The organism is Pseudomonas sp. Marseille-Q5117, assembly GCF_946901175.1.
In the GTDB taxonomy this organism is placed as follows: domain Bacteria; phylum Pseudomonadota; class Gammaproteobacteria; order Pseudomonadales; family Pseudomonadaceae; genus Aquipseudomonas; species Aquipseudomonas iranensis.
Genome location: NZ_CAMPPP010000007.1, coordinates 171,107 through 189,671, shown reverse-complemented (window position 1 = coordinate 189,671; position 18,565 = coordinate 171,107). Strand labels below are relative to the sequence as shown.

The following is an 18,565-nucleotide window of genomic DNA, read 5'->3' as shown; positions in this document are numbered from 1 at the left end:
CCTCACAGAATGGCGGCCGCCTTGGTCAAAAACCAGATGATGATCACCACCAGCAGGGCACCGATGCCGACTACAGCACCCAAGTCCTTCCAGGTCTTGCGCTGGTTCTGCACGTCGGCATAGACGGTCAGCGAATGCCAGGCCACACCGAGAAAGGCGAGCAGGGCGATCAGCAGACCGAGCAGGATGCCGCCGTCGTAGGCATAGTTTTTGATCGTCTCGATCAAACCGGATCCTTCGCCGCGCGAAGGGGCTTCCATGGTGGGGAGCTCGGCAAAAGCCAGGCTTGGGCCGAGCACCAGCAGCAGTCCGATCAAGCGCTGGCTCGCACGATCACGCAGGTTGTTTTTCAGAGGGGTAAAGCACTTGAGCATGGCGGCGATCTCCTGGGTTAGGACAGGGTGAAGAACATCAAAACCAGCAAGGTGAGCAGCACGCGTGCGGCGCTGCCGCCGAAGGCTCCAAAGCGCACGCTGCCGCTCGCCCAACCCCGGTAAGCCGTCCACATCACCCAGGCGCACCACAGCAAGGCCAGGACGAGAACCAGGGACAGCCACAGCGTCGAACTGCTCTGCGGTGCGAAGCCGGCGGCGTTCTGGAACGCAGCGATCTGAACGTCAGTCATGCTCATGGCGAGGGCTCCGCAATCGGAGTGTCGAGGCGGTAATCACCGACCAGTTCACTGGGGTCGCGGGGTTGCGCACGAGAGGGGGACATATAGCCCTGCACCCCCTGGCGAATACGTTGGATGTCCTTAGACAGACGGAGATAGTCGAAGCGATAGCGCTCGACTGGTTCAGCCGTGCTGGCTGCCTCAGCTCGTGTCGCAAGGCGTTCGATGGTGTCGAGTTGCCGCTGGATAAGGCTGAGTTGATCCTGCTCATGAGCCGAGGCGGCATAGCTGCTGCCGTGAACGATAGCCAGCGAGAGTAGTAAGCAGCGAAAGACGGTAGTCGGCATGATGCTGTCCCATATGGAGCTGGGAGCAGAATCAAGTCAAAGGTCGAATTATTCCGTAAGAAACCTGAGGTCTAATGAATCGCTTTTTCTGGGGAGGTACTGGAGATGTTTACTTACAGCTATGTGGTCCTTCGATCTTTGATGGAGGGAGTGGTTGAGGCTCTAGGGAAATTCCACTCTCGATGAGCTTCGTTGATGACGATATCGTCACAACCCATTTTCCGTGAACAGCACGGCACGTGGGCCTGTAAGCTATTCAGGAGGCCCGCTGCCAACTCTCTCAGGATCGTCCGCGATTCGTCACCACTCCTGACAGAGAACCCCATGACTGCACCCATCCGCCGCGCAACATCTCTTCGCCCAGGGCAATTCAAACACCTGATCCGCGTTGCATCCGTTACTGGCCGTCTGCCAGAGCGTGACGTGATGCTTTTGTGGCTCACACACACCACTGGGATTCGCGTCACCGAACTGGCCTTACTGGAGGTCGCAGACGTGCTGTACCCCAGCGGAGCCATCAAGCCCGAGGTGTATCTACGAGCAGACATCACAAAGGGTTGCCGACCGCGCAATGTGTACCTGACACATGCTCGATGCCTTGCGGCCCTGGACGGCTGGACGGCTGGACGGCTGGATCGCGGTTCGCTTGCGACGACGCTGGGGCCTTTCCGGCGCTGACGAATACCGGGGCCTGCGCCCAGGTTCAAAGCTGGTTACCACACACAAGGGCCAAGCCTTTGAGCTGGCATTCAAGCACCGCGAGTTGGACAGTGGGTCGGAGGTGTACCGGGCCTGTGATTCACTCCAGCAGGCGATCAGCCGGCTCTACCGGCAGACCGGTATCAAGCAGGGGGCATCGCACAGCGGCAGACGCTCACTCGCGGCAAAGGTGTTGGCCGCGACAGGCGACGTTGAGACCGTACAAACCATTCTTGGCCATTCCTGCCTCGATCACAGCAAGCCGTATCTGAGCGTTGACCAGCTTGTTATCCGTAGGGCATTTGAGCTTGCGCTGTAGACGACTATCGCTAGCGTTAGAGTCTGGCGCCTGATTGGGGGCATTCACTTTCGCGATATTTTTTAAGCGAATAGTCTTGTGGACCCAATCCTCATCCTATCGCTTTCCAATAAACGAGCCGCCAAATAGATGGCTTTTGGCCGCATGGCTGATTAACATCGGGATGCCTCGCCTGCTTGCTGGTGCAGCCGCCTCACAGCACTGAACCAAGTTTGACAGACGCCAGCCATCTCTCTTCGGAGGTTGTTGTCCGGGTCGCGACCAAGATCGCCGTTAAGGCTTCGCGGTCTCCCGAAGGTAAAGGGCACCGCTCGACTGCTGCGTCAATAACCGTAACTCTGTCTGTACGTTGGGGTCACCAGACGGTTAGCAGCTTTATTTTCAGCGCGGTGTTCGATGTTCAGCCGCATGGCGCGCGCTTGACCGCGAAACCTAAAAAGGTACGATTTGCACCTTGGCGGGGCCTTCGGAGGACAATATGCGGTCGTGCAAAAACGTGCCAACCTGGCGCATGGCGCGAGCTTAACCGCGAGGCCCAAAAAGCTACGATTTATCGTATTTTGACGGAATCTTTGGGGGTAATCATGCGTTTATGCAAAAACGTGCCAGCTTGGCGCTCGCCGCATCACGGAGTTTCGTGACTGCGATCAGCCTCGCCTGCTTGCTGGTGCAGCCGCCTCACAGCACTGAACCAAGTTTGACAGACGCCAGCCATCTCTCTTCGGAGGTTGTTGTCCGGGTCGCGACCAAGATCGCCGTTAAGGCTTCGCGGTCTCCCGAAGGTTGAAGGTCCCCTGTAGCAGTTGGGTGAGAGTTCACTGGTGTCTCCCAACAAACAAGGAGTTTTTGTGGCCTCGTCGCTTTACCGTAGAATCTACAGCGGGGATTCGTTGTATTCGGCCTGGAGGAAGGTCAAAGAAAGCGCCTTTTCTTCATCATCCGAAACTATCCGAAACGAAGCCAAGGATTTCGAGAGCCAACTCCCCAAGTCGCTTTCCGACATCCAGCGCGCGCTATCCAAGAAGACCTTTACCTTCCAAAAGCAGACCGGCGTGGCAAAAACCAAAGCCAACGGAAATTCTCGCCCGATTGTGCTTTCACCTATACCCAACCGGATCGTCCAGCGGGCTCTACTCGACGCCTTATCCCGTATTAAGTTCGTGAAAGAAACGCTGGCTACCCCTACGAGCTATGGGGGCATAAAAAACAAACGGGTCTCGATGGCGATAGCCGACGCCAAAGCAGCCATTGCCAAAGGAGCCGCCTACCATATCAGGTCAGATATCGCCGAGTTCTTCACTAGAATTGACAAGGCCCGTGTGATGAGACTCGTGGCCCCTCACATCAAATGCGCAGACACAGTTGCTTTATTTCAAGCAGCTATCACCACAGAGCTTGCGAACATTGACGTGCTTCGGCGACAGGGTCTCGATGAGATTTTCCCCATTGGGGTGGAGGGTGTAGCCCAGGGATCTCCCCTGTCGCCACTCATAGCCAATTTGTACCTCCACGACTTCGACAAAACCATCAACGATGGTGAGGTCACTTGCCTTCGGTACATCGATGACTTCCTGATCCTCGGGAAGGACATGGGCTGTGTGGACCGTGCTTTTAGCAAAGCACAGACTGAGCTCAAAAAGCTCTCACTTGAAGCATACCGGCCCTTAGCAACAAGCGACAAAGCTTCAAGGGGCCTTACAGCTAAAGGATTCGATTTCTTGGGCTGCTTCGTTTCGGCAGGATTGGTCCAGCCATCTACAGCTACGAGGGAGGGATTCAAGAAACGGATCAAATCCGATTTAGACGCATCGATACGCATGATGAAATTCAGTGTCGAAGCTGGAGATATATCCCCAAAGGGGTCCTACTCTGGCGCGCTACAGAATCTCGACCGAGTAATCCTGGGTTGGGGAAAGGCCTTTTCCTTCTGCAGCAATGGCCAGTGGATAAAGAGCCTGGATGACTACATCACAAGTACATTGGCGCAGTATGAAATAGAGAAAGCGAATCTCTTTCAAAAAACAAATGGCACGGCTCAGCGTAGGATGTTGGGGGTAAGGCTGCTTGCAGCGGTCCACTCGGAGCGCCCTGAGCCAGCGCAGGGCATTTGAAATTGCCTAATGCAGGGCTGTAAATCTCACCGGTGACAACATCCTTGGCATGAGCTTGCGGCTTTGCAGCGTCAGGTCTAGGAAAATCGACCATGCCGACCACCAACGCCCCGTTTGTGCTGTATGTGTACCGCTGCACCGTTTGTGGCAATGCAGGCACGTTGCATCTGCCTGAATCAGCGCCCGAGGTGACAACAGCCTGCTCCGCGTGCGGTGCCGAAGTACGGGTCGAATGGGACGGCGGCGTAGAGCTGACCACCAACGAACCCGAATGACGGAAAATCCCGCGACACTTCATCTTGTGTCGCCGGCAGCTGCGATCGACACCACATCTAGTGGTACAGAGGAAAAACCCCTGATCGACTACTGAGACCCTTGAGGACCTGAACTTATGCTCCAGCCTACGGTAACAGATGAAATCGTCTCGGCCTTAGCGACGAACGACATACCTGGCCGCAGATTCAAGGCGATTTTCGATTACCTCCTTGAGCAAGGCCTCAAGCCGGAAGGTAAGTCGAATTCCGGAACGCTGGTGTTCCAGCATCGCGATACGGATGGCAACTTTATCGACGTGTTCGCTTTCCGCCGCAAGCCCGAGGATGTTCTTTCGTTCCCGCGCTCGTACTGGGGCAGCCGTTCAGATCGACGCGAGGCGCTGTGCAAACCGTTCGATTATTCAGAAAGTCCTTCGGTGGCGACTGGGGTGGTGGGCTATACAAATTACTCAAGCGGGCAGCTTGCGATCAAGTCGATCACCCAGGAGCGCGTCATGGCTGTTTGCGTCGCAGTGTGCAGCGATCTGAAAAGAGGTGATGAAGCATCGGCCACGGCAGTTGCCCGATTGAGTGAGTGATGCTGGATAACCTGATGATTCCGGCTGTTGCAGCAGGTGTCAGCGCCGCCGTGTACTTCACCTTCGGCAAGTGCGCCGGGAAGTAGGAAAAGGACCATGAATATTGAGACTATGGCAGCAGCCGTCGCGAAATGGGCCAGCTCCGAGCCGCTAATTCGAAAGGCGTATCTCTTTGGCAGCCGAGTTCGTGGCGCGCATAAGCCAGACAGCGATCTGGATGTTGCGGTCGAGATTTTCACCTTGCAGGGCGATAGCAGTCCATTTACTACCTGGACCTGTGAAGCGCAGCGCCTCAAGGCCTCGATAGCCGGAGTTGTTCCTGTGATCATCGATCTTGATTGGTATGGGGGTGAGGTAGAGACGCCCCGCATCCATCAGGCTTTAGAGCAGTCAAGTGTCGTGGTCTATAACGTTGAAAATTCCACCTCAACCATCCCGACCAACTGATCAGGGAAAATCTAACCATGGCACAATTTCCACGCCCGATTTACGTCGATACGCGCAGCAACGTCATGATCGGTGGGAAAAGCTCAGAACAGACTGAAGCTGACCTCGCTGCGGGGGTTGCCCGTGTGGGTGGGTTCTTTCGTGAGCCAAGCTACTTTGAATCCTACTTGCACGCCGCACAGGCGCTGATCGACAAGGGAAGGGCTGACGGGAATCTTGATGACTTGGGCATGCCGGCGTTCTACCTACAGCGTCACACTTTGGAACTGCTCTTGAAGTCGGTGCTGAGTTGGCTACATAGCATTGATGATCTAAAGAAACGGATACTCAATGTTAATTTTCAGCCAGACCTCGACGCACGCGATAAGAACGTGAATAAGCACAGTCACCGAAAGCTTCTAGATATGGTGCTAGCTGCGGCCAAGGAGCTTGAGTTGCCGGAGCCGCCTTCAGAGCTGGAGACTCTCGTGGAAAGGTTCACGAGTTTTGAACAGACAGGTACGTGGGCTCGCTACAGCTCATCCCGAATGCGCGGGCATGAGAAAGTCCAGCATCTTGAAAACGAAGTAGTGATCCCACTTGTAGATCTACAGTCATCCCTGGCAGATCTGGCAGCAAGGGTGATTTCTAGAGACCTGGATGCACACAGCTACGAAAACGTTCTCGTCGACGAATGGGACTACCTGAACCAGCAGGTAGAAAACATGCGATCGTGCAACTGATGTAGACCGCCAATTTTCATTTCCGTGATCGAGGGAATGCGCAATGAATATAGGCTTCAGAGCTGTATCGTTAACGGTTATTGCAATGCTTTCACCTTGCGCCATTTCAGCTGCTGAACTGGCTCCTGGCGTACTTGATGCCCAATGGTTGGTGAAAAACTGCGGTTCAATTCCCCAAGGCTCAAGCAAACCTAGTGGTATCGGAGCTGCTGCGGAAGCTGGAGCCTGTATTGGATATCTCGGTGCGCTTGCAGAAACAGCACCGCTTCTGAACCGTGTTGTGCCTGCAAATGCTCAAGTGTGTACGCAAGGTCAGGTCAAACCTGCTGCCCTGGCACAGGTCGTCCTTGACTACATCAAAAGGCGACCCGCCGTAGCAGGTGATCCACGTCTTGTGGTCTCACTGGCTGCTCTTTCTGAAAAATATCCGTGCCGATAGGACAGTTCGCAATGCGTGAGGTAACGGAAAAAAGGACAACAGATATGGAAGATGTTCGGGCAGTCGAGTTGTACGCTGAGTTCCGAAGGAGCTACCAGACAAAACGGGTAACCATCTCTGTTTCGAGCCCTGACTTAGCTGACGATCTGACGATGCCCGCATTCCCGATGATGATGTTCCACCAGGCTGTCTCAGACCCTCTCCGGGAAATGTCGAGAAGCACGAATGACTTCCAGCGTTGGATCAACATGCTCGCGGCCTGGGAGCCGATATACGAAGCCTGCAATCAAGATGAAAAGCTGAGCATTCTAGGCGAACACATTGCGCCCATCTCCGCTCTGGTACTGGGCGCCCCACAAGCTCTACGGGGCCGTATGATATTTGCGGCTGCAACCGGATGTGGTCATGCAAATTATCACCTGTCAGGTACTCGGCCTGATCTGCAATGGAATGGCTCTGGCCATCTGACAATGAGTGTTGCGTCGCGGATTGGCCAGCCATGGGCGAAATGGCGGCAATTGGCCCCAATCCTGGGCGAGTTGGGTAGAGGCTCAATCTCCGAAGACACGGATGACTACCGTAATCAACGGGAACATGGCCATCCCCGCAACATTGGAATGGGACTTACGGCTTCCGTATTCGTGACGGAGGATGCTGGCGGCCGAAGCTGGGGTTTCGGCTCCAAGGAAGCAATACCGCTTGAAACGGTCATTAATGTCGCAGTGGGTCAACATGCAGTTGTCGTCAGGGCCTACGAAGCGCTCTGCGACCTTGCACATGAACAATTCGAGGCCCTGATGGTGTTTGACCGAACCAACACCGCCACGTAGCAGCACAAGAACGACCTTGGCAAACACAACTGAATCCACGGAAAAGCCGCTCCACCGCCAGCCCGCCAATGCGCGGGCTAAGCCCGTAGGAGGGGACCACTTTCGCGTCCACGTTTACAAGGGGATCAGCATTATGAGCACTGCTACCTGCCGCATCTGCGGGCTTCTTTATGTGTCGTCTTTGGTAGAGGATCAAAAAACTCACGCTGCTATTCATAAAAAGCTAGCAAGCGGTTCACAGCCGCAGAAGGTTCGGGACTTTTCCAAAGCCTTTGGCTGGGCGGTAGCTCATAACGATGGCGGTCTTGAGCGAATGAAAGATCAGCATGACCCTGAACTCGGTAAGCTGGTAGTCGCATTTTCTTGGTGGAGTCGCGCTCTTTCGAATGGTGTCCAGGTGAAGGACTTTGACAGTTACATGGAGGCTCACCTTGCATTTGCCGATTCACTCGTCAGTGGTATAGACGTGGATAAAACCAGCGCAGCGATCAAAAAATGGGAAAGGTTCGCAGGCTGATCACCAGCTAGAGGAAACCACGGCTATGACCATGCGCACGTATGAATACTTTGCTTGCCCCAACGGCCACCAGGGCGAAGAGAAAACCACCGAGAACGATCAGCCATATTCGAAGTGCTGGGAGAGTATTTCGATCAAGGGCCTCAGAAACGGGCCAGATGGCTGCTATTTATGCGAAGTGTGCGGGTTGCTGATGTCTCGCGTCCCGAAGCCATCCGCATAGGAAACGACTATGCCATTCCAAAAATCCACCAGCACAGTTCACACGTACCTACTGGTCCGATCATGCCGGACTACCTTCGCGAGCAGTAGGAACAGCTCCATATCGAATGGCTTGCTCATGTTCGACTACCAATGTAAGTCGATAACAGGTCGATACGGCCGAGCCCCAACTCGTAGCTGATTTGCACTCGGGCATCCTGATCTAGGCGTCGGTCGAGTTGGTAGCAACGGCCACCGTTGATGGGCGCGAGATGATGAGTGATCTGCTCATAGCGTTCGCACGCATAGGCGACCCGAAGTTCGTGGAAGCCTTTGAGGTTGTGCGAATGGAGGATCTCTCGTGCGGGGCGGACGATTTGCCGTTGTAAATCGACATAGCTTTCGTTCGGGGCAAGCAGGTTGCGGCTACCGTTGGGCGAAACCTGTTCGGCAAATTTTAGCGCGTCACGAATAGGATCATTTACCGTGATACAACGAAGCGCCGACGCACGTGAGCGGCCACCTTGGATGCCATCTCGGATGTTGATTTTGCTGCAGTGTTCGGCCTCATGTTTTAGGCGCGGTAGATCGGCCAAAATGGCCTCGCGCAAGCGCATGCCGGTGGCTCGCACCAACTGAACGATGGCCGCTGCACGCGGCATTTGGTGTTCGCAGAGTACGTCGACGATCCGCTTTACCTGTTCGTGGTCTTGGCCTTGCGGCACCGAGCGACGAACACTGGTGCGCTGCATTCCCAATGCCATACTCGGACTCGGCACCTTCACAGACTGATCGCCGCGAAGCGCCGCCATAGTCCGGTTCACGCTGGACAACCGGTTTTGCGCGGTAGCGATACCGATAGCGCCTTGTTCGATTTGTTGGCGCAGATGCCCTGCGTAGTCCAGCAAGGTCTGTCGATCAATCTGCCGCGCATCATTAAATCCCGGCCCATCCTCCGAACGACACCAGCGGACGAACGCCTGCCAGCGATCACTGTGCGCCTTGACTGTGGCGTAATGTCCTCCGCCAAAAAAATCGCGCAATGCTTTCGGTCCGGCATAACTCAGTTGTCGGCCATAGCCAAAATTGCGCCCATCTCTTCTACCAACCAATGCCATGATCAAACTCCTCTCGAAGCCAAACACCTGTGGGGGAGCACTAGCGCGGGCCTGGCGGTTCCTTACGACCGGGAGCTTGTGCATCTCATAAGCGGGCCTCCTGAACACTTCTGCAGATAAGCATTCGTGTCGCACTCAGAGATATTTTTTGAATGTCGCCGTCGTGATGGCCATGGCGACCCCGAGCATCACGGCGCAAGGCAGAAGTACCGCCATTGGGTTGAGCGAAAAGGGTAGGGACAGGTAAAGGATCCAGGGCACGATCAGCAGTGGGATGACCGCTCGCTTGGCCCGATGATAGACAAAGCTGCTTTCGCGCCCAGCGCCGAATTTACGCAGGTCGCGGCGCATCAAACCATCGATGAAGCCGGTGAACATGGCCAGCAGAAGCAGGGGGGTCGCCAAGACCAGAATGGTCAGACGCACCACGAAAGTGAAAGTGACATACACCGCCGCCAGTACAAAATCCTCGATGCTCACATACAGCTGATTGAGCCCGCTCCAGAAGCCGTTGTCCTGGCTCGACGCCCGCGCCTGCTGGGCGAAATCCGTAAAACCGGTCTTGACCAGTAACCACTGCTGGAGGAAATCCAGCCACTGGACAATCGTCTGCCCAGGCTGTTGGATAATCAGTGAGGATGTGAAGTGCTCACTGAGCCAGCCCAGTTCGCTGCTCAGCATCGCCTGACTGTGTCGCCAGCCTTGATCACCCCAGAACAGCAGCAGACCGGCCCACTCGATCAGCATCGAGAACAGCAACGAGGCGATCAGCAAACCGATGACGTGCAGGACCAGGTTAATCGCCGAGACGATTAGCCCTGGGCGCTGGATGGGTTGCGGTGGAGGGTTCTGAGCTGAAGTCATCCTTCTTGACTCCGCGAGATGCACTGCAGGGCCGACGGCGTCATGGGGCCTCCTGAGCAGGAACACTTGCATCCACCGCTGAAGAAGTGCGTGGAGGCGTAACCCGATCTGGATCGAAGTCGAGCGTCGGGCCGCCACCGCTTGCGCTCCACCATTGTCCCGCCTGCTCGTTGTAGGTCGCCCGCATCCGCTGAGTGAGTTCCTGCAGGTCCATGGGCATGGCATCGTCGTTGGAGGGTTTTGGCAACGGCATGCGGACTTTCCAGAGCTGGCCACCGGCCTGGAAGGAGAACATCTGTCCCTTGGGTAGACTGACGATATGCGCTGGCTCGATCAGCGGCACACTGGTGCTGCTGACACGGTCCTGCGAGGACGAAGTGAAGTCTGTATTGGCTTCAGGATCGGAGGTGTCAGTGGCCCCCGACACGAGGGTCTTGGTCAGCACGTTAACCTTGGGCAACTGCTGGGTGAGCAGCTCCGCGGTGGCGGTTTCGCGCACCCGCAGCATCTGCAGAGTGTTGAAGTTACCAATAACCTGGCCAGCTTTGGCGCGGTTGCCGATACGTGCTTCGATATCGCTGAGGGTCTGGGTGTAGGCGGTTACCTGGATACCGGCACCGCCGCCCTTATTGATCAGCGGGATGAATTCATCACCCATCAACTCGTTGAACTCATCGGCGTGCAGGTTAATCGGCAACTTGTCACTGCTGCTGCCCGATGCAGGCAGGCCATGGTCGATGCCGTGTTTGTAGATGTGTCCGGCGACCGAGACCAGGTCGGCAAACATGGAGTTGCCCACAGCGGCGGCCACCTCGGCGTCGGTCAGTGCATCCAGGCCGACATAGACGATGCCACGTTTTCGGATGATCTGCATCCAGTCGAAGATTGGCCGCGGGTCATCTAAGTCAGTGTAGTTGGGGGCCAGTAACTGGGCGGTCTTGCCGGTGGTGAGTTTCTCCAGCAGCGGCAGTAGCGAAGCCACGATTTTGTCGAAGTAAGTACGGTCATATCGTACCGCCGAACGCAGTCCGTCCATTACTGGATCAAATACCCGCTTCACCGCCAGGTACTGCTCGATGGCCACCACACGCTTTTCGCGCCCGATCATATGCCGGGGAATGTTTTTCTCGGTGAGCTTGCCTTCAAGCTGGACGATCACTTCCCACGCTTTCGGATCAGTCTTGGCGAAAAACTGCTGGGCGTATTCGATGAACAGTGCGTCGATGTTGACCACATGCCGCTGGATCTGCAGGTAGTCCGGACGTCGTCCTAGCTCGATCAGGGCGCGGGCGATGATGTTGACGAAACGCCAGGCGAACTCGCGGAAGGCCGCGGAGTTACCTTCACCGCTAAGCTGCCCGGCGATGCGTGACGCCACTTCCGAGATACGACCGAAACGTCCCACGGCGTTGTAACGAGCGGAGATCTCCGGCCACCCCAGATGGAAGACATAGAACTCCTTCTCCCGCCCGGCTCGCTTGGCTTCGACGTACATGCGTTTGAACAGGTCGGCATCACCCTTCGGATCGAAGACGATCACCACTTCATGTTCGACGCGGTGAATGTCCTGGGTGATGTACACCTCGGCGAGTCGCGTCTTGCCGACACGGGTCGTGCCCAGCACCAGGGTATGTCCGACCCGTTCGCCCAGTGGCAGACTGACCTCCGCTTCGTTGGGCTCGACCCCATGCAACAGCGGCGAGCCACCTACTGGGGGCAAAGGGCGCAACGGATTGAAGGCACTGTCCCAGGCGGTGACACGGGCCAATGTAGAGAGCGGAAACGGTGCATGTTCCAGGCGGCGTTCGAGTCCGCGTGCCAGACGATAGCGGGTCGGTTGGTCGACATAGTGAGCAACAGCCGGATCCTGGGCCTCGACCAAGCGCTGGGTGTGCAGGCGGGTCCAGCGAAAGCCGCGGCCCATGAACAGACGCTTGCGGCTGACCGGAATCTGTCGGCTGGTCAGCTCGTAGCGGGGCAGCCGACGGATATTGCGCCGATAGCGTAGTACCTCCCAGGCTTGGCGCAGGCGGATCAGGCCGAACAGGGCATAGGCCAGCGCTGCAACCAGACCGATCTCGGGTGACAGGGCCACAGCCCAGGGCGAGTACACGCACAACACCGCGGCAGCGATGCAGATCGCTACGGTGTACAACTCCACCGCTGGCCGGAGCTTAGACTCCATCGCGTGCTCGGCCATGACCTGGACTCACTGTTCCAGTGAGGTGGCAGTGATCAAGACGGGATAGTGCTCAATCTGCAGGCGGGTGGCGATGTCGTTGCCGTTGACCGGCAGGATGGTGATGCCCGGAGCGGCTGCTCGAATCCGGGCCAGGGCTTCATTATCGGCCACTTCGACGGCGAGGCCAGCCGCGCCTATTTCCTGCAGTTCAGCCGCGCGTTGACGCAGCCAAGTCAGCGACTGGGGATCGTCACCGACCAGAAAAAATGGCCGCAAGCCCGGCATGTTCAGGGCGCGAGACGTGACCTGGCCGGGGCTCAAGTGAGAGCTGTGGACGGGCAGTATCCAGGCTTCATCGGCAAACGTGGACAGGTCCGCCTGCATGGCCCGATCAGGCTGGATCTTGTTGTTTATTGGCGGCCTGGCGACCTGAAAATGGGGGCGGGTGAAGTCGCTAGGCTGATCCCCGGCTACGGTCAGTTCCGGCTGGGCGAAAGGAGCCAGGAGCAGGATGAAATAACAGATAGGGGGGATTCGCGTCATGGCGGTGTGCCTTGTTCGAAGGAAACCAGCAGTCGTTCAAGTTGCCGGGAAAAACCTGCGCGGTAACGTGCGGCCAGCGCTCCTCCCGCCGGGCGGTGATAGCGTCCGGCCGCTGACACCCAATCACCGGCGGCGGCGTGATGCTCCTGCAACAGCGTGGCGGTCACGGCGAGGTTTCGGTAGGGGTCGAGGGCTTCGCAGGGGCTGGAAAAACGTTGTCCGTGATAACCCAGGTTGGTTTGGCCGAGTCCAGCATCGACCCGCTTGGCGTCATGTCGGGCGAGTGCCTGAAGCAAGGCGTGACAGGCGGCCTGGCGAGTGGCGAAGCGGTAGGGGGTTCCGGCGATGTTCAGGGTCCACGGCCAGGGCAGCAGTCGACCACGGACGCGGATACCACTCTCCTGCAGGGCAATCGCGAACAGCACCGTAGAAGGGATATCGGCGTCATGCGCCGCCAGTTGGTAGGCAGGAGGCGGAAGTTCGTCAGCCTGGACGGCGAGCATAGTCAGCATGAGCGCAATACCACTCAGTCGAGGCGTTGCCATTGTCCATTCACCTGTCGGAACGTGGCGGGCAACGGCCCCGGGGCACCCAGGCCGAACCAGCGACCACGGTCATGGTTCAAGGTGATCTGCTGGCGTTGGACCTTGACCGGATCGATGTCCGCTTGCCGAGCCCAGCGACGGACGCGTTCATCCTCGCCTTGGCTGCCCACCAGGTAGATATCGAACGCCGTGTCACTGCTTTGCAGACGCTGCGCTTCGGCGGTGCACGCCGGGCAGTGGTCCTCCACAAACAGGGCCTGGCGTGGCATGACCGATGAGCTGGCAGGGGGCGGGGACGCCATGCCCTGGATCGGCAGCAGCCCGGGAAACAGCTTGGTCCAGGCCGCGGTGTAAGCGTTTTGGTAAGCCAACTCGTGCTCGGCACGTTTGGCTTCCAGCGCTACCTGTAATTCGGCATAGCGCTGGCGCTCTTGGTCGGTCTGGGCCTCGACCCCGAGTGCGGTCAATGGATCGAGGTTCGGGCTCCAGAAACCGCGCGGGCCGGCTTGGATCTGTTCGAAGCGCGTCCACTCCTGCTCCGTCAGACCCCAGCTCGCTGCCTGTTCAGAGTCAGAGCGCGCCAGCGGAGCAGACTGCGTGTCCTGGGTCCGTGACTGTGTCGTGACGGGGTTACCCATTGCAACGCCTGTGGTCAGCAGCGAAACGAGACAGACAACGGCGGGCAGTTGCGCTCTGTTCATGATTGCGTCTCAAGGGAGGTGCACGGTCTGATCTGGCTGAGCGGCCACCGCGAAGATGGCTGAGTTCGGCTCCAGTATTTTCAGGCGCCAAGCCCCTTGCTGCTCACCGCTATGTAGCAGCCGGACATCCGTGAGCGAGCGACTGTCATGAGGTGCGACCGCCAGAAAGCGCTCACCCCCGCGGGACTCGACACTCAATACTGAAAACGGTGGCGAGAGTGGGGCGGGGTTGGGGCGAACGGTCTTTTTCGGTTTGGTCGCAGAAGGCGTCGGTGGTGGAGGGAATGGCTTTGTCTGCTGCTCGACCTGTTCAAGGCGTGCGCGCAGCGCGGTCAGGTCTGCCTGGGTGGCGCAGGCTGCGAGACCATCGCGCAGTTCCTGTATCTCTTGCGCCCACTGATCCAACATGGGATCGAGGGTATTGGCCTGTTGCTCACCGGTATCGACCATCTGCTTCAGGTCTTTCAGCGCGTACTGCAACTTCTCCTGGGTGTCCTTGAGGGCGCTTGAATCATGTTGCAGGGTGTCCAGGGTTTGTCGGTATTGCGTGTTCGTGCTCTGCAGTTCGGCCACGCGTTGATACTGGTTATACAAACCACCGCTCAGGCCGGCGACCGCCAGGCACAGCAGCCCAATGATGAGGGTTTGAAACGTCGAGGCTTTCATGGGCGTGACTCCGACTGATGGGGCGCGTCGGGTGTGCCCCGCACGACCCCGGCATCCATTTTCTGCTGTTCGAAGCAGACCGAACGGCCAACTTCATCGGTCTTGAGTTGCCAGGCGGGGCCAGCCAGCACTTGTAGCGCGCTGCGCAAAGAGATCGGGCCGAGCCGGTAATGGGTCGCGGGCAGGGGCCGAGTAAACAGCACCCTTACCGACGCGGTAACGGGGCAGAGCGCATAGCCCGAGCGCTGCAATACGTACTGCAATGCATCCTGCACTGAAGGGTTCAGGCTGGACGGGATGCTCACGTCAATGATTTGGGCAAGAAGATCGCGTTGTTCCGTGGTGGGCTCGGTGCTAACCAGCGTGTAGCGGCCATAACGAATCTCTGCCGGATGGCTTTCTTCGGCTATGCCCTTCGAGTGCTGGGCCCGATTGGAGCCACTGTCGATCGCGGGATGGGTCGGCAAAGGGTTGGGGATTTGCGCGGTGCAGGCGCTCAACAAACCCAGCAGGCAGACCGGCGTGAAAAAACGCTCCATGGAAAAAACCTCATGTCAGATTCAGTGCAGAACCTGACATGAGGTGAAGGAGCGATTCAGTGAGAAAGTTGATTCAAGGTGGGTCGTGTTAACGCTGAACACGTTGCTATTCATCGAAAATGGCGAGCCCATCCAAGACGGCAGCGTCGGGGTCGAAGATCAACAAACGCAGATCCGCCAATGCCGCCAAATACAGTACGTTGACCAAGGCTTCCGGTGTGCCTGCGTCGAGTTGTTCTTGTCTCAAGCTCGAATAACGATTGCCCTCAATGTTCAGCAAGTTCTCGTCCGTCCATGGCGTGCCGATCAGTTTGCAACCGATACCGCAGCAATCTGGCAGCGTAAAAAGCTCGAACAAGAGGCCGGTTTGCCGCAGAGCGAAGTTACTGACCCACTCCTCCAGATAAAGCATCGCTTCTTCGGGAAGGTGCGCGGTACTGATTTCCCAAGCCCGACTGTAGTGTCCCGTTTCGAAGCTCAAGCGATGGACCATGGCTTGGGCCTCTTCCAGGGAGTACAGATCACCGAGGTGATGCCGTTCGTTGAGCACTTCGCCCATCACGGCTTAAATCACTTGGCGCACCAGGCCGGTGGACTGGCAGCGTTCATCCAAATCATTCGGAATGGATTTGCCTTCGCTGATCAAGGCGAAATCGTCATTGAACAGGCAGGGGAACAGTTGCAGTTCATCGTCGGGCAGATGGGCCTGTGAGTCGTGTACGGGTCGAAAGCAGGGAGGGCAGTCGTCTTCGTAGGTGATCAGTAGCAGTCGTTCGATGTGAAGGTTGTCGTAGCCGCGAGCAAATGGGTTGGAGGCTGTCGGCAGGGCTGGATCTTGGGGTGTGGGGTTCATGAAGGTTCTCCAGAATGATAATGGACAAGGCGCCCGAAGACGCCTGTGAGGGTTAAAGCCAGCCATGTTCGGCAAGGGAAAGTGGACGACCTTCACCCACGATGAAGTGATCCAGTACGCGCACTTCGATCAAGGCCAAGGCCTCTTTCAACCGTGCGGTCAAGACGCGATCCGCCTGGCTGGGTTCGGTACACCCTGAGGGGTGGTTGTGAACAAAAATGGCGGCCGCAGCGTTATGCGCGAGGGAGCGCTTGACGACTTGGCGGGGGTAAACGCTGGCGCCATCAATACTGCCGTGAAAGAGGACTTCGAACGCCATCACCCGGTGTTTGGCATCGAGAAATACCACACCGAAGACTTCATGCTCTTGTTGCACAAGATGCAGTTTTAGGTAGGAGGCCACAGCGCCAGGGGACGTCAGGTTAGGGCCGCGGGCGAACAGCCGACGATCCAGAATCTGCAGTGCTTCGTCGATCACCTGGTTTTCTTGGACGATACGATCAGCCTCGAAATCCGCGGTTTCAATCAGGGTGAGTTGGGTGCTCATGGTAGTACCTCCGAAGAGAACAATCAGGGGTACACGCCCGAGGGGAGGGGAGTGGTGTCCCCGAGGTGGATAGAGAGTCGCGGGTGTTAGCCGATGGCGCGCTGTTTACAGCCGAGTGAATCGGTGGCGTTGACCGTGTAGGGGTGAACCACAACCGTCGCAGGGCAATAGGGAAAAGGCTTTTATTCCCCAGCCAGTTTCGGGATCAAAGTCGGCACTGATGGGCATTAACCGAACCAGTCCTCGATGGATGCCGGCGATGCGTTTCTCAATTTCATCCGTCGTGTAATAGAGCGATAACGTGCTGTAGTCCTCGTAAGCAGTAGCAAACAGGCAGTCGTCGCAAAGCCAGAAGGATTCCATGTTGGTTCTCCTGTGCGGATTGAAGAAAAGGCGCTCGACGGAGCGCCTTGATGAGGAACATCGTGGACTGTTCAGGCGGACTGAACGGTACGGGTGGCATCACGGCGGGCCGTGCGGGGAGTGGGTGGAGATTCAGGTTCGACCCGAGCCTCTGTTGGGTTTGCGGTCTCCTCAGCTTCGGTATCAGCCGATGAAGGAGATGGCTTACTGTTTGGCGCTTGCTCAGCAGGTGCTGTTACTTCCTGCCTGGCGGGCGCTTTGTATTCGAACGTGCCGTTGACCTTGATCCAGTCAATGAACAGCAAACGACCTTTCAGGCTGGCGCCCGGTTGACCTTGTTTATCGCCTTTCTCGTAGAGAAACGGATCGATCCACAGGTCGCCGATACGGAACGACAGCAAGACCTTTTTCTCGGCGTTGACGGCGTCCATATAGAGACGAATCAAGCGTTCAGCTTCACCCCCAGCGACTTTGCAGTCGAAACGGGTGTACTCCACCGCATCGCTGGCACCGTGCAGGGCTGCGATATCGCAAGCCATGAATGGCTGGCCGCGGCGGACTTGGACTTCACGAACACGGTTGAGATAACCGATACCGACGGTGTGCAGATTGAAGTAAGTGGTCGCTTCTTGGGAGTGGTTGGCGTGGGCCATGGTGGTTCTCCTGTTTCAAGGGAAAACGGCGACGCACAGCCCCTGACGGGGAAGTGAGCCTCCGTCAGGGTGGGTAAGGTGAAGGCGAGCGATGAACGACTCGCCACCGGCAAGCCGATGACGATCAGAACGATGCGTTTGGGGGAATAGCGGTGCAGCAGAGAAACGTCTGCGGTGGTGATTCGCAGGCATGAGGTAGTGGGCATTCATTACCGCTGAAGCGGTAACCGCGCGAGCTTCCGAACGCTGATCGCACTTGGGTAAACCACCACGAGCGTGGCGTAGCCTTGAAGGTTCTGGCTACCTGGGCTGGGCTGTCAACGACAGCGAACCACGTCCTTTGTATAAGCCTGTCATAGGGGAGCGTCAAGACGCTGCCACCCGATTTTTGATGGCCGGAATATAGTGGTAGTCACTGGACTGAAGAAAGTGAAGAGTGGGCCTGGCGGGGTGCCAGGCGAAGAAGAGAAAAGCCACCTTTGACGGTGGTACGCAGTCGACAAGCTCCTCGCAAAACTTTATTCACTGCGTCACGCTTCGCCAACCGACCCTTGTCGTGGCCCGGGTCGGAACATGCTGGCACGCATCCGCGCACAAAGGGTGCCCAGTGTTTCCCCGGTGGGCTCCGGAACTGAATACGATCGCTGAAGCGGATGACCGCTATTGCCTGGTAGAGGCAACAGTGGTCATCCGCCACCGTGATCAGGTCGAGCACAAATCAGGAATGAAATTTCGCAGAAAGAGAAGGCTCCGAACTCAAGGAGTTCGACCGAGCTGCCCGGAGCGATTCGGTCTTGGGTCGCCGTTGGCGATGATCCTGAAACACTACAGCAGAGAGGGTGGGATCACGTCAAGCCAGTGGGCGATCCCGCATAAGCCACTACATTGAGCAC

The 18,565-nt window shown here is 57.2% G+C and carries 23 protein-coding genes and 1 pseudogene; 9 read left to right on the top strand and 15 right to left on the bottom strand.

The genetic code is table 11. The features are described from left to right. Positions 1 to 2 precede the first annotated feature (2 nt). From OC605_RS13900 to OC605_RS13890, 3 genes are read right to left on the bottom strand one after another with little or no spacing between them, the layout of a single operon-like run. Positions 3 to 374: a TIGR03745 family integrating conjugative element membrane protein gene (locus tag OC605_RS13900; protein WP_020300904.1), complete on the bottom strand. Its 372-nt coding sequence runs from the start codon at positions 372 to 374 to the stop codon at positions 3 to 5. A 17-nt stretch (positions 375 to 391) separates the two neighbouring features. Further along, complete coding sequence (locus OC605_RS13895) at positions 392 to 631, bottom strand: TIGR03758 family integrating conjugative element protein (protein ID WP_262137761.1); 240 nt, start codon at positions 629 to 631, stop codon at positions 392 to 394. Beyond that, positions 628 to 960, bottom strand: a complete 333-nt coding sequence (locus tag OC605_RS13890; protein ID WP_262137760.1) for an RAQPRD family integrative conjugative element protein — start codon at positions 958 to 960, stop codon at positions 628 to 630. The genes OC605_RS13895 and OC605_RS13890 overlap by 4 nt, the downstream gene beginning before the upstream one ends. A 586-nt stretch (positions 961 to 1,546) precedes the next feature. Here OC605_RS13890 and OC605_RS13885 point away from each other — a divergent pair. The 9 genes from OC605_RS13885 (at position 1,547) to OC605_RS13845 (ending at position 7,897) form a co-directional block, all read left to right on the top strand. Further along, on the top strand, positions 1,547 to 1,978 hold the full coding sequence (locus OC605_RS13885; RefSeq protein ID WP_262137758.1) for a hypothetical protein: 432 nt from the start codon (positions 1,547 to 1,549) through the stop codon (positions 1,976 to 1,978). Between the two features lie 848 nt (positions 1,979 to 2,826). After that, positions 2,827 to 4,089, top strand: a complete 1,263-nt coding sequence (locus tag OC605_RS13880; protein ID WP_262137757.1) for a reverse transcriptase domain-containing protein — start codon at positions 2,827 to 2,829, stop codon at positions 4,087 to 4,089. Positions 4,090 to 4,181: 92 nt separating this feature from the next. Beyond that, positions 4,182 to 4,364 (top strand): zinc ribbon domain-containing protein, encoded by a 183-nt coding sequence (locus OC605_RS13875; protein WP_262137756.1) that lies wholly within the window; start codon positions 4,182 to 4,184, stop codon positions 4,362 to 4,364. Positions 4,365 to 4,480: 116 nt separating this feature from the next. Further along, positions 4,481 to 4,942, top strand: coding sequence for a hypothetical protein (locus tag OC605_RS13870; RefSeq protein WP_262137754.1), 462 nt, complete (start codon positions 4,481 to 4,483; stop codon positions 4,940 to 4,942). A 96-nt stretch (positions 4,943 to 5,038) separates the two neighbouring features. After that, entirely contained in the window at positions 5,039 to 5,389 is a 351-nt protein-coding gene (locus OC605_RS13865) for a nucleotidyltransferase family protein (protein WP_069551363.1), read from the top strand. A gap of 17 nt (positions 5,390 to 5,406) precedes the next feature. Beyond that, positions 5,407 to 6,111: a hypothetical protein gene (locus OC605_RS13860; protein ID WP_069551364.1), complete on the top strand. Its 705-nt coding sequence runs from the start codon at positions 5,407 to 5,409 to the stop codon at positions 6,109 to 6,111. Between the two features lie 43 nt (positions 6,112 to 6,154). After that, positions 6,155 to 6,550 (top strand): Rap1a/Tai family immunity protein, encoded by a 396-nt coding sequence (locus OC605_RS13855; protein ID WP_141718204.1) that lies wholly within the window; start codon positions 6,155 to 6,157, stop codon positions 6,548 to 6,550. 11 nt (positions 6,551 to 6,561) lie between these two features. Next, positions 6,562 to 7,380, top strand: coding sequence for a hypothetical protein (locus tag OC605_RS13850; RefSeq protein WP_262137753.1), 819 nt, complete (start codon positions 6,562 to 6,564; stop codon positions 7,378 to 7,380). A 133-nt stretch (positions 7,381 to 7,513) separates the two neighbouring features. Continuing rightward, the gene (locus OC605_RS13845; RefSeq protein ID WP_008075291.1) at positions 7,514 to 7,897 is read left to right on the top strand and encodes a hypothetical protein; all 384 of its coding nucleotides are present in this window, start codon (positions 7,514 to 7,516) and stop codon (positions 7,895 to 7,897) included. Positions 7,898 to 8,235: 338 nt separating this feature from the next. Here OC605_RS13845 and OC605_RS13840 read toward each other — a convergent pair whose 3' ends face one another. The 12 genes and pseudogenes from OC605_RS13840 to OC605_RS13785 form a co-directional block, all read right to left on the bottom strand. Then, on the bottom strand, positions 8,236 to 9,216 hold the full coding sequence (locus OC605_RS13840) for an integrase domain-containing protein (protein ID WP_262137751.1): 981 nt from the start codon (positions 9,214 to 9,216) through the stop codon (positions 8,236 to 8,238). A gap of 135 nt (positions 9,217 to 9,351) precedes the next feature. Continuing rightward, positions 9,352 to 10,080: a TIGR03747 family integrating conjugative element membrane protein gene (locus OC605_RS13835; RefSeq protein ID WP_262137841.1), complete on the bottom strand. Its 729-nt coding sequence runs from the start codon at positions 10,078 to 10,080 to the stop codon at positions 9,352 to 9,354. Between the two features lie 40 nt (positions 10,081 to 10,120). Next, complete coding sequence (traD, locus tag OC605_RS13830; protein ID WP_262137750.1) at positions 10,121 to 12,280, bottom strand: type IV conjugative transfer system coupling protein TraD; 2,160 nt, start codon at positions 12,278 to 12,280, stop codon at positions 10,121 to 10,123. Positions 12,281 to 12,289: 9 nt separating this feature from the next. Further along, complete coding sequence (locus OC605_RS13825; protein WP_262137748.1) at positions 12,290 to 12,805, bottom strand: integrating conjugative element protein; 516 nt, start codon at positions 12,803 to 12,805, stop codon at positions 12,290 to 12,292. After that, positions 12,802 to 13,350 (bottom strand): lytic transglycosylase domain-containing protein, encoded by a 549-nt coding sequence (locus OC605_RS13820; RefSeq protein ID WP_154946772.1) that lies wholly within the window; start codon positions 13,348 to 13,350, stop codon positions 12,802 to 12,804. Before OC605_RS13820 ends, OC605_RS13825 begins: the two co-directional genes overlap by 4 nt. Further along, a complete protein-coding gene (locus tag OC605_RS13815; protein ID WP_069551370.1) occupies positions 13,332 to 14,051 on the bottom strand; it encodes a TIGR03759 family integrating conjugative element protein in 720 nt (239 codons plus the stop codon). Before OC605_RS13815 ends, OC605_RS13820 begins: the two co-directional genes overlap by 19 nt. A 9-nt stretch (positions 14,052 to 14,060) precedes the next feature. Continuing rightward, a complete protein-coding gene (locus OC605_RS13810) occupies positions 14,061 to 14,717 on the bottom strand; it encodes a tropomyosin (RefSeq protein ID WP_262137746.1) in 657 nt (218 codons plus the stop codon). Beyond that, the gene (locus OC605_RS13805; protein WP_262137744.1) at positions 14,714 to 15,256 is read right to left on the bottom strand and encodes a PilL N-terminal domain-containing protein; all 543 of its coding nucleotides are present in this window, start codon (positions 15,254 to 15,256) and stop codon (positions 14,714 to 14,716) included. Before OC605_RS13805 ends, OC605_RS13810 begins: the two co-directional genes overlap by 4 nt. A 106-nt stretch (positions 15,257 to 15,362) precedes the next feature. Further along, a pseudogene (locus OC605_RS13800) lies at positions 15,363 to 16,109 on the bottom strand (ABC transporter substrate-binding protein). A gap of 52 nt (positions 16,110 to 16,161) precedes the next feature. After that, a complete protein-coding gene (gene radC, locus OC605_RS13795) occupies positions 16,162 to 16,656 on the bottom strand; it encodes a RadC family protein (protein WP_122426604.1) in 495 nt (164 codons plus the stop codon). A gap of 105 nt (positions 16,657 to 16,761) precedes the next feature. Beyond that, a complete protein-coding gene (locus OC605_RS13790; RefSeq protein ID WP_090454346.1) occupies positions 16,762 to 17,019 on the bottom strand; it encodes a hypothetical protein in 258 nt (85 codons plus the stop codon). 71 nt (positions 17,020 to 17,090) lie between these two features. Next, positions 17,091 to 17,672 carry an STY4534 family ICE replication protein gene (locus OC605_RS13785; RefSeq protein ID WP_262137742.1) on the bottom strand — a complete coding sequence of 194 codons (582 nt, stop codon included), beginning with the start codon at positions 17,670 to 17,672 and terminating at the stop codon, positions 17,091 to 17,093. Positions 17,673 to 18,565: the final 893 nt, after the last annotated feature.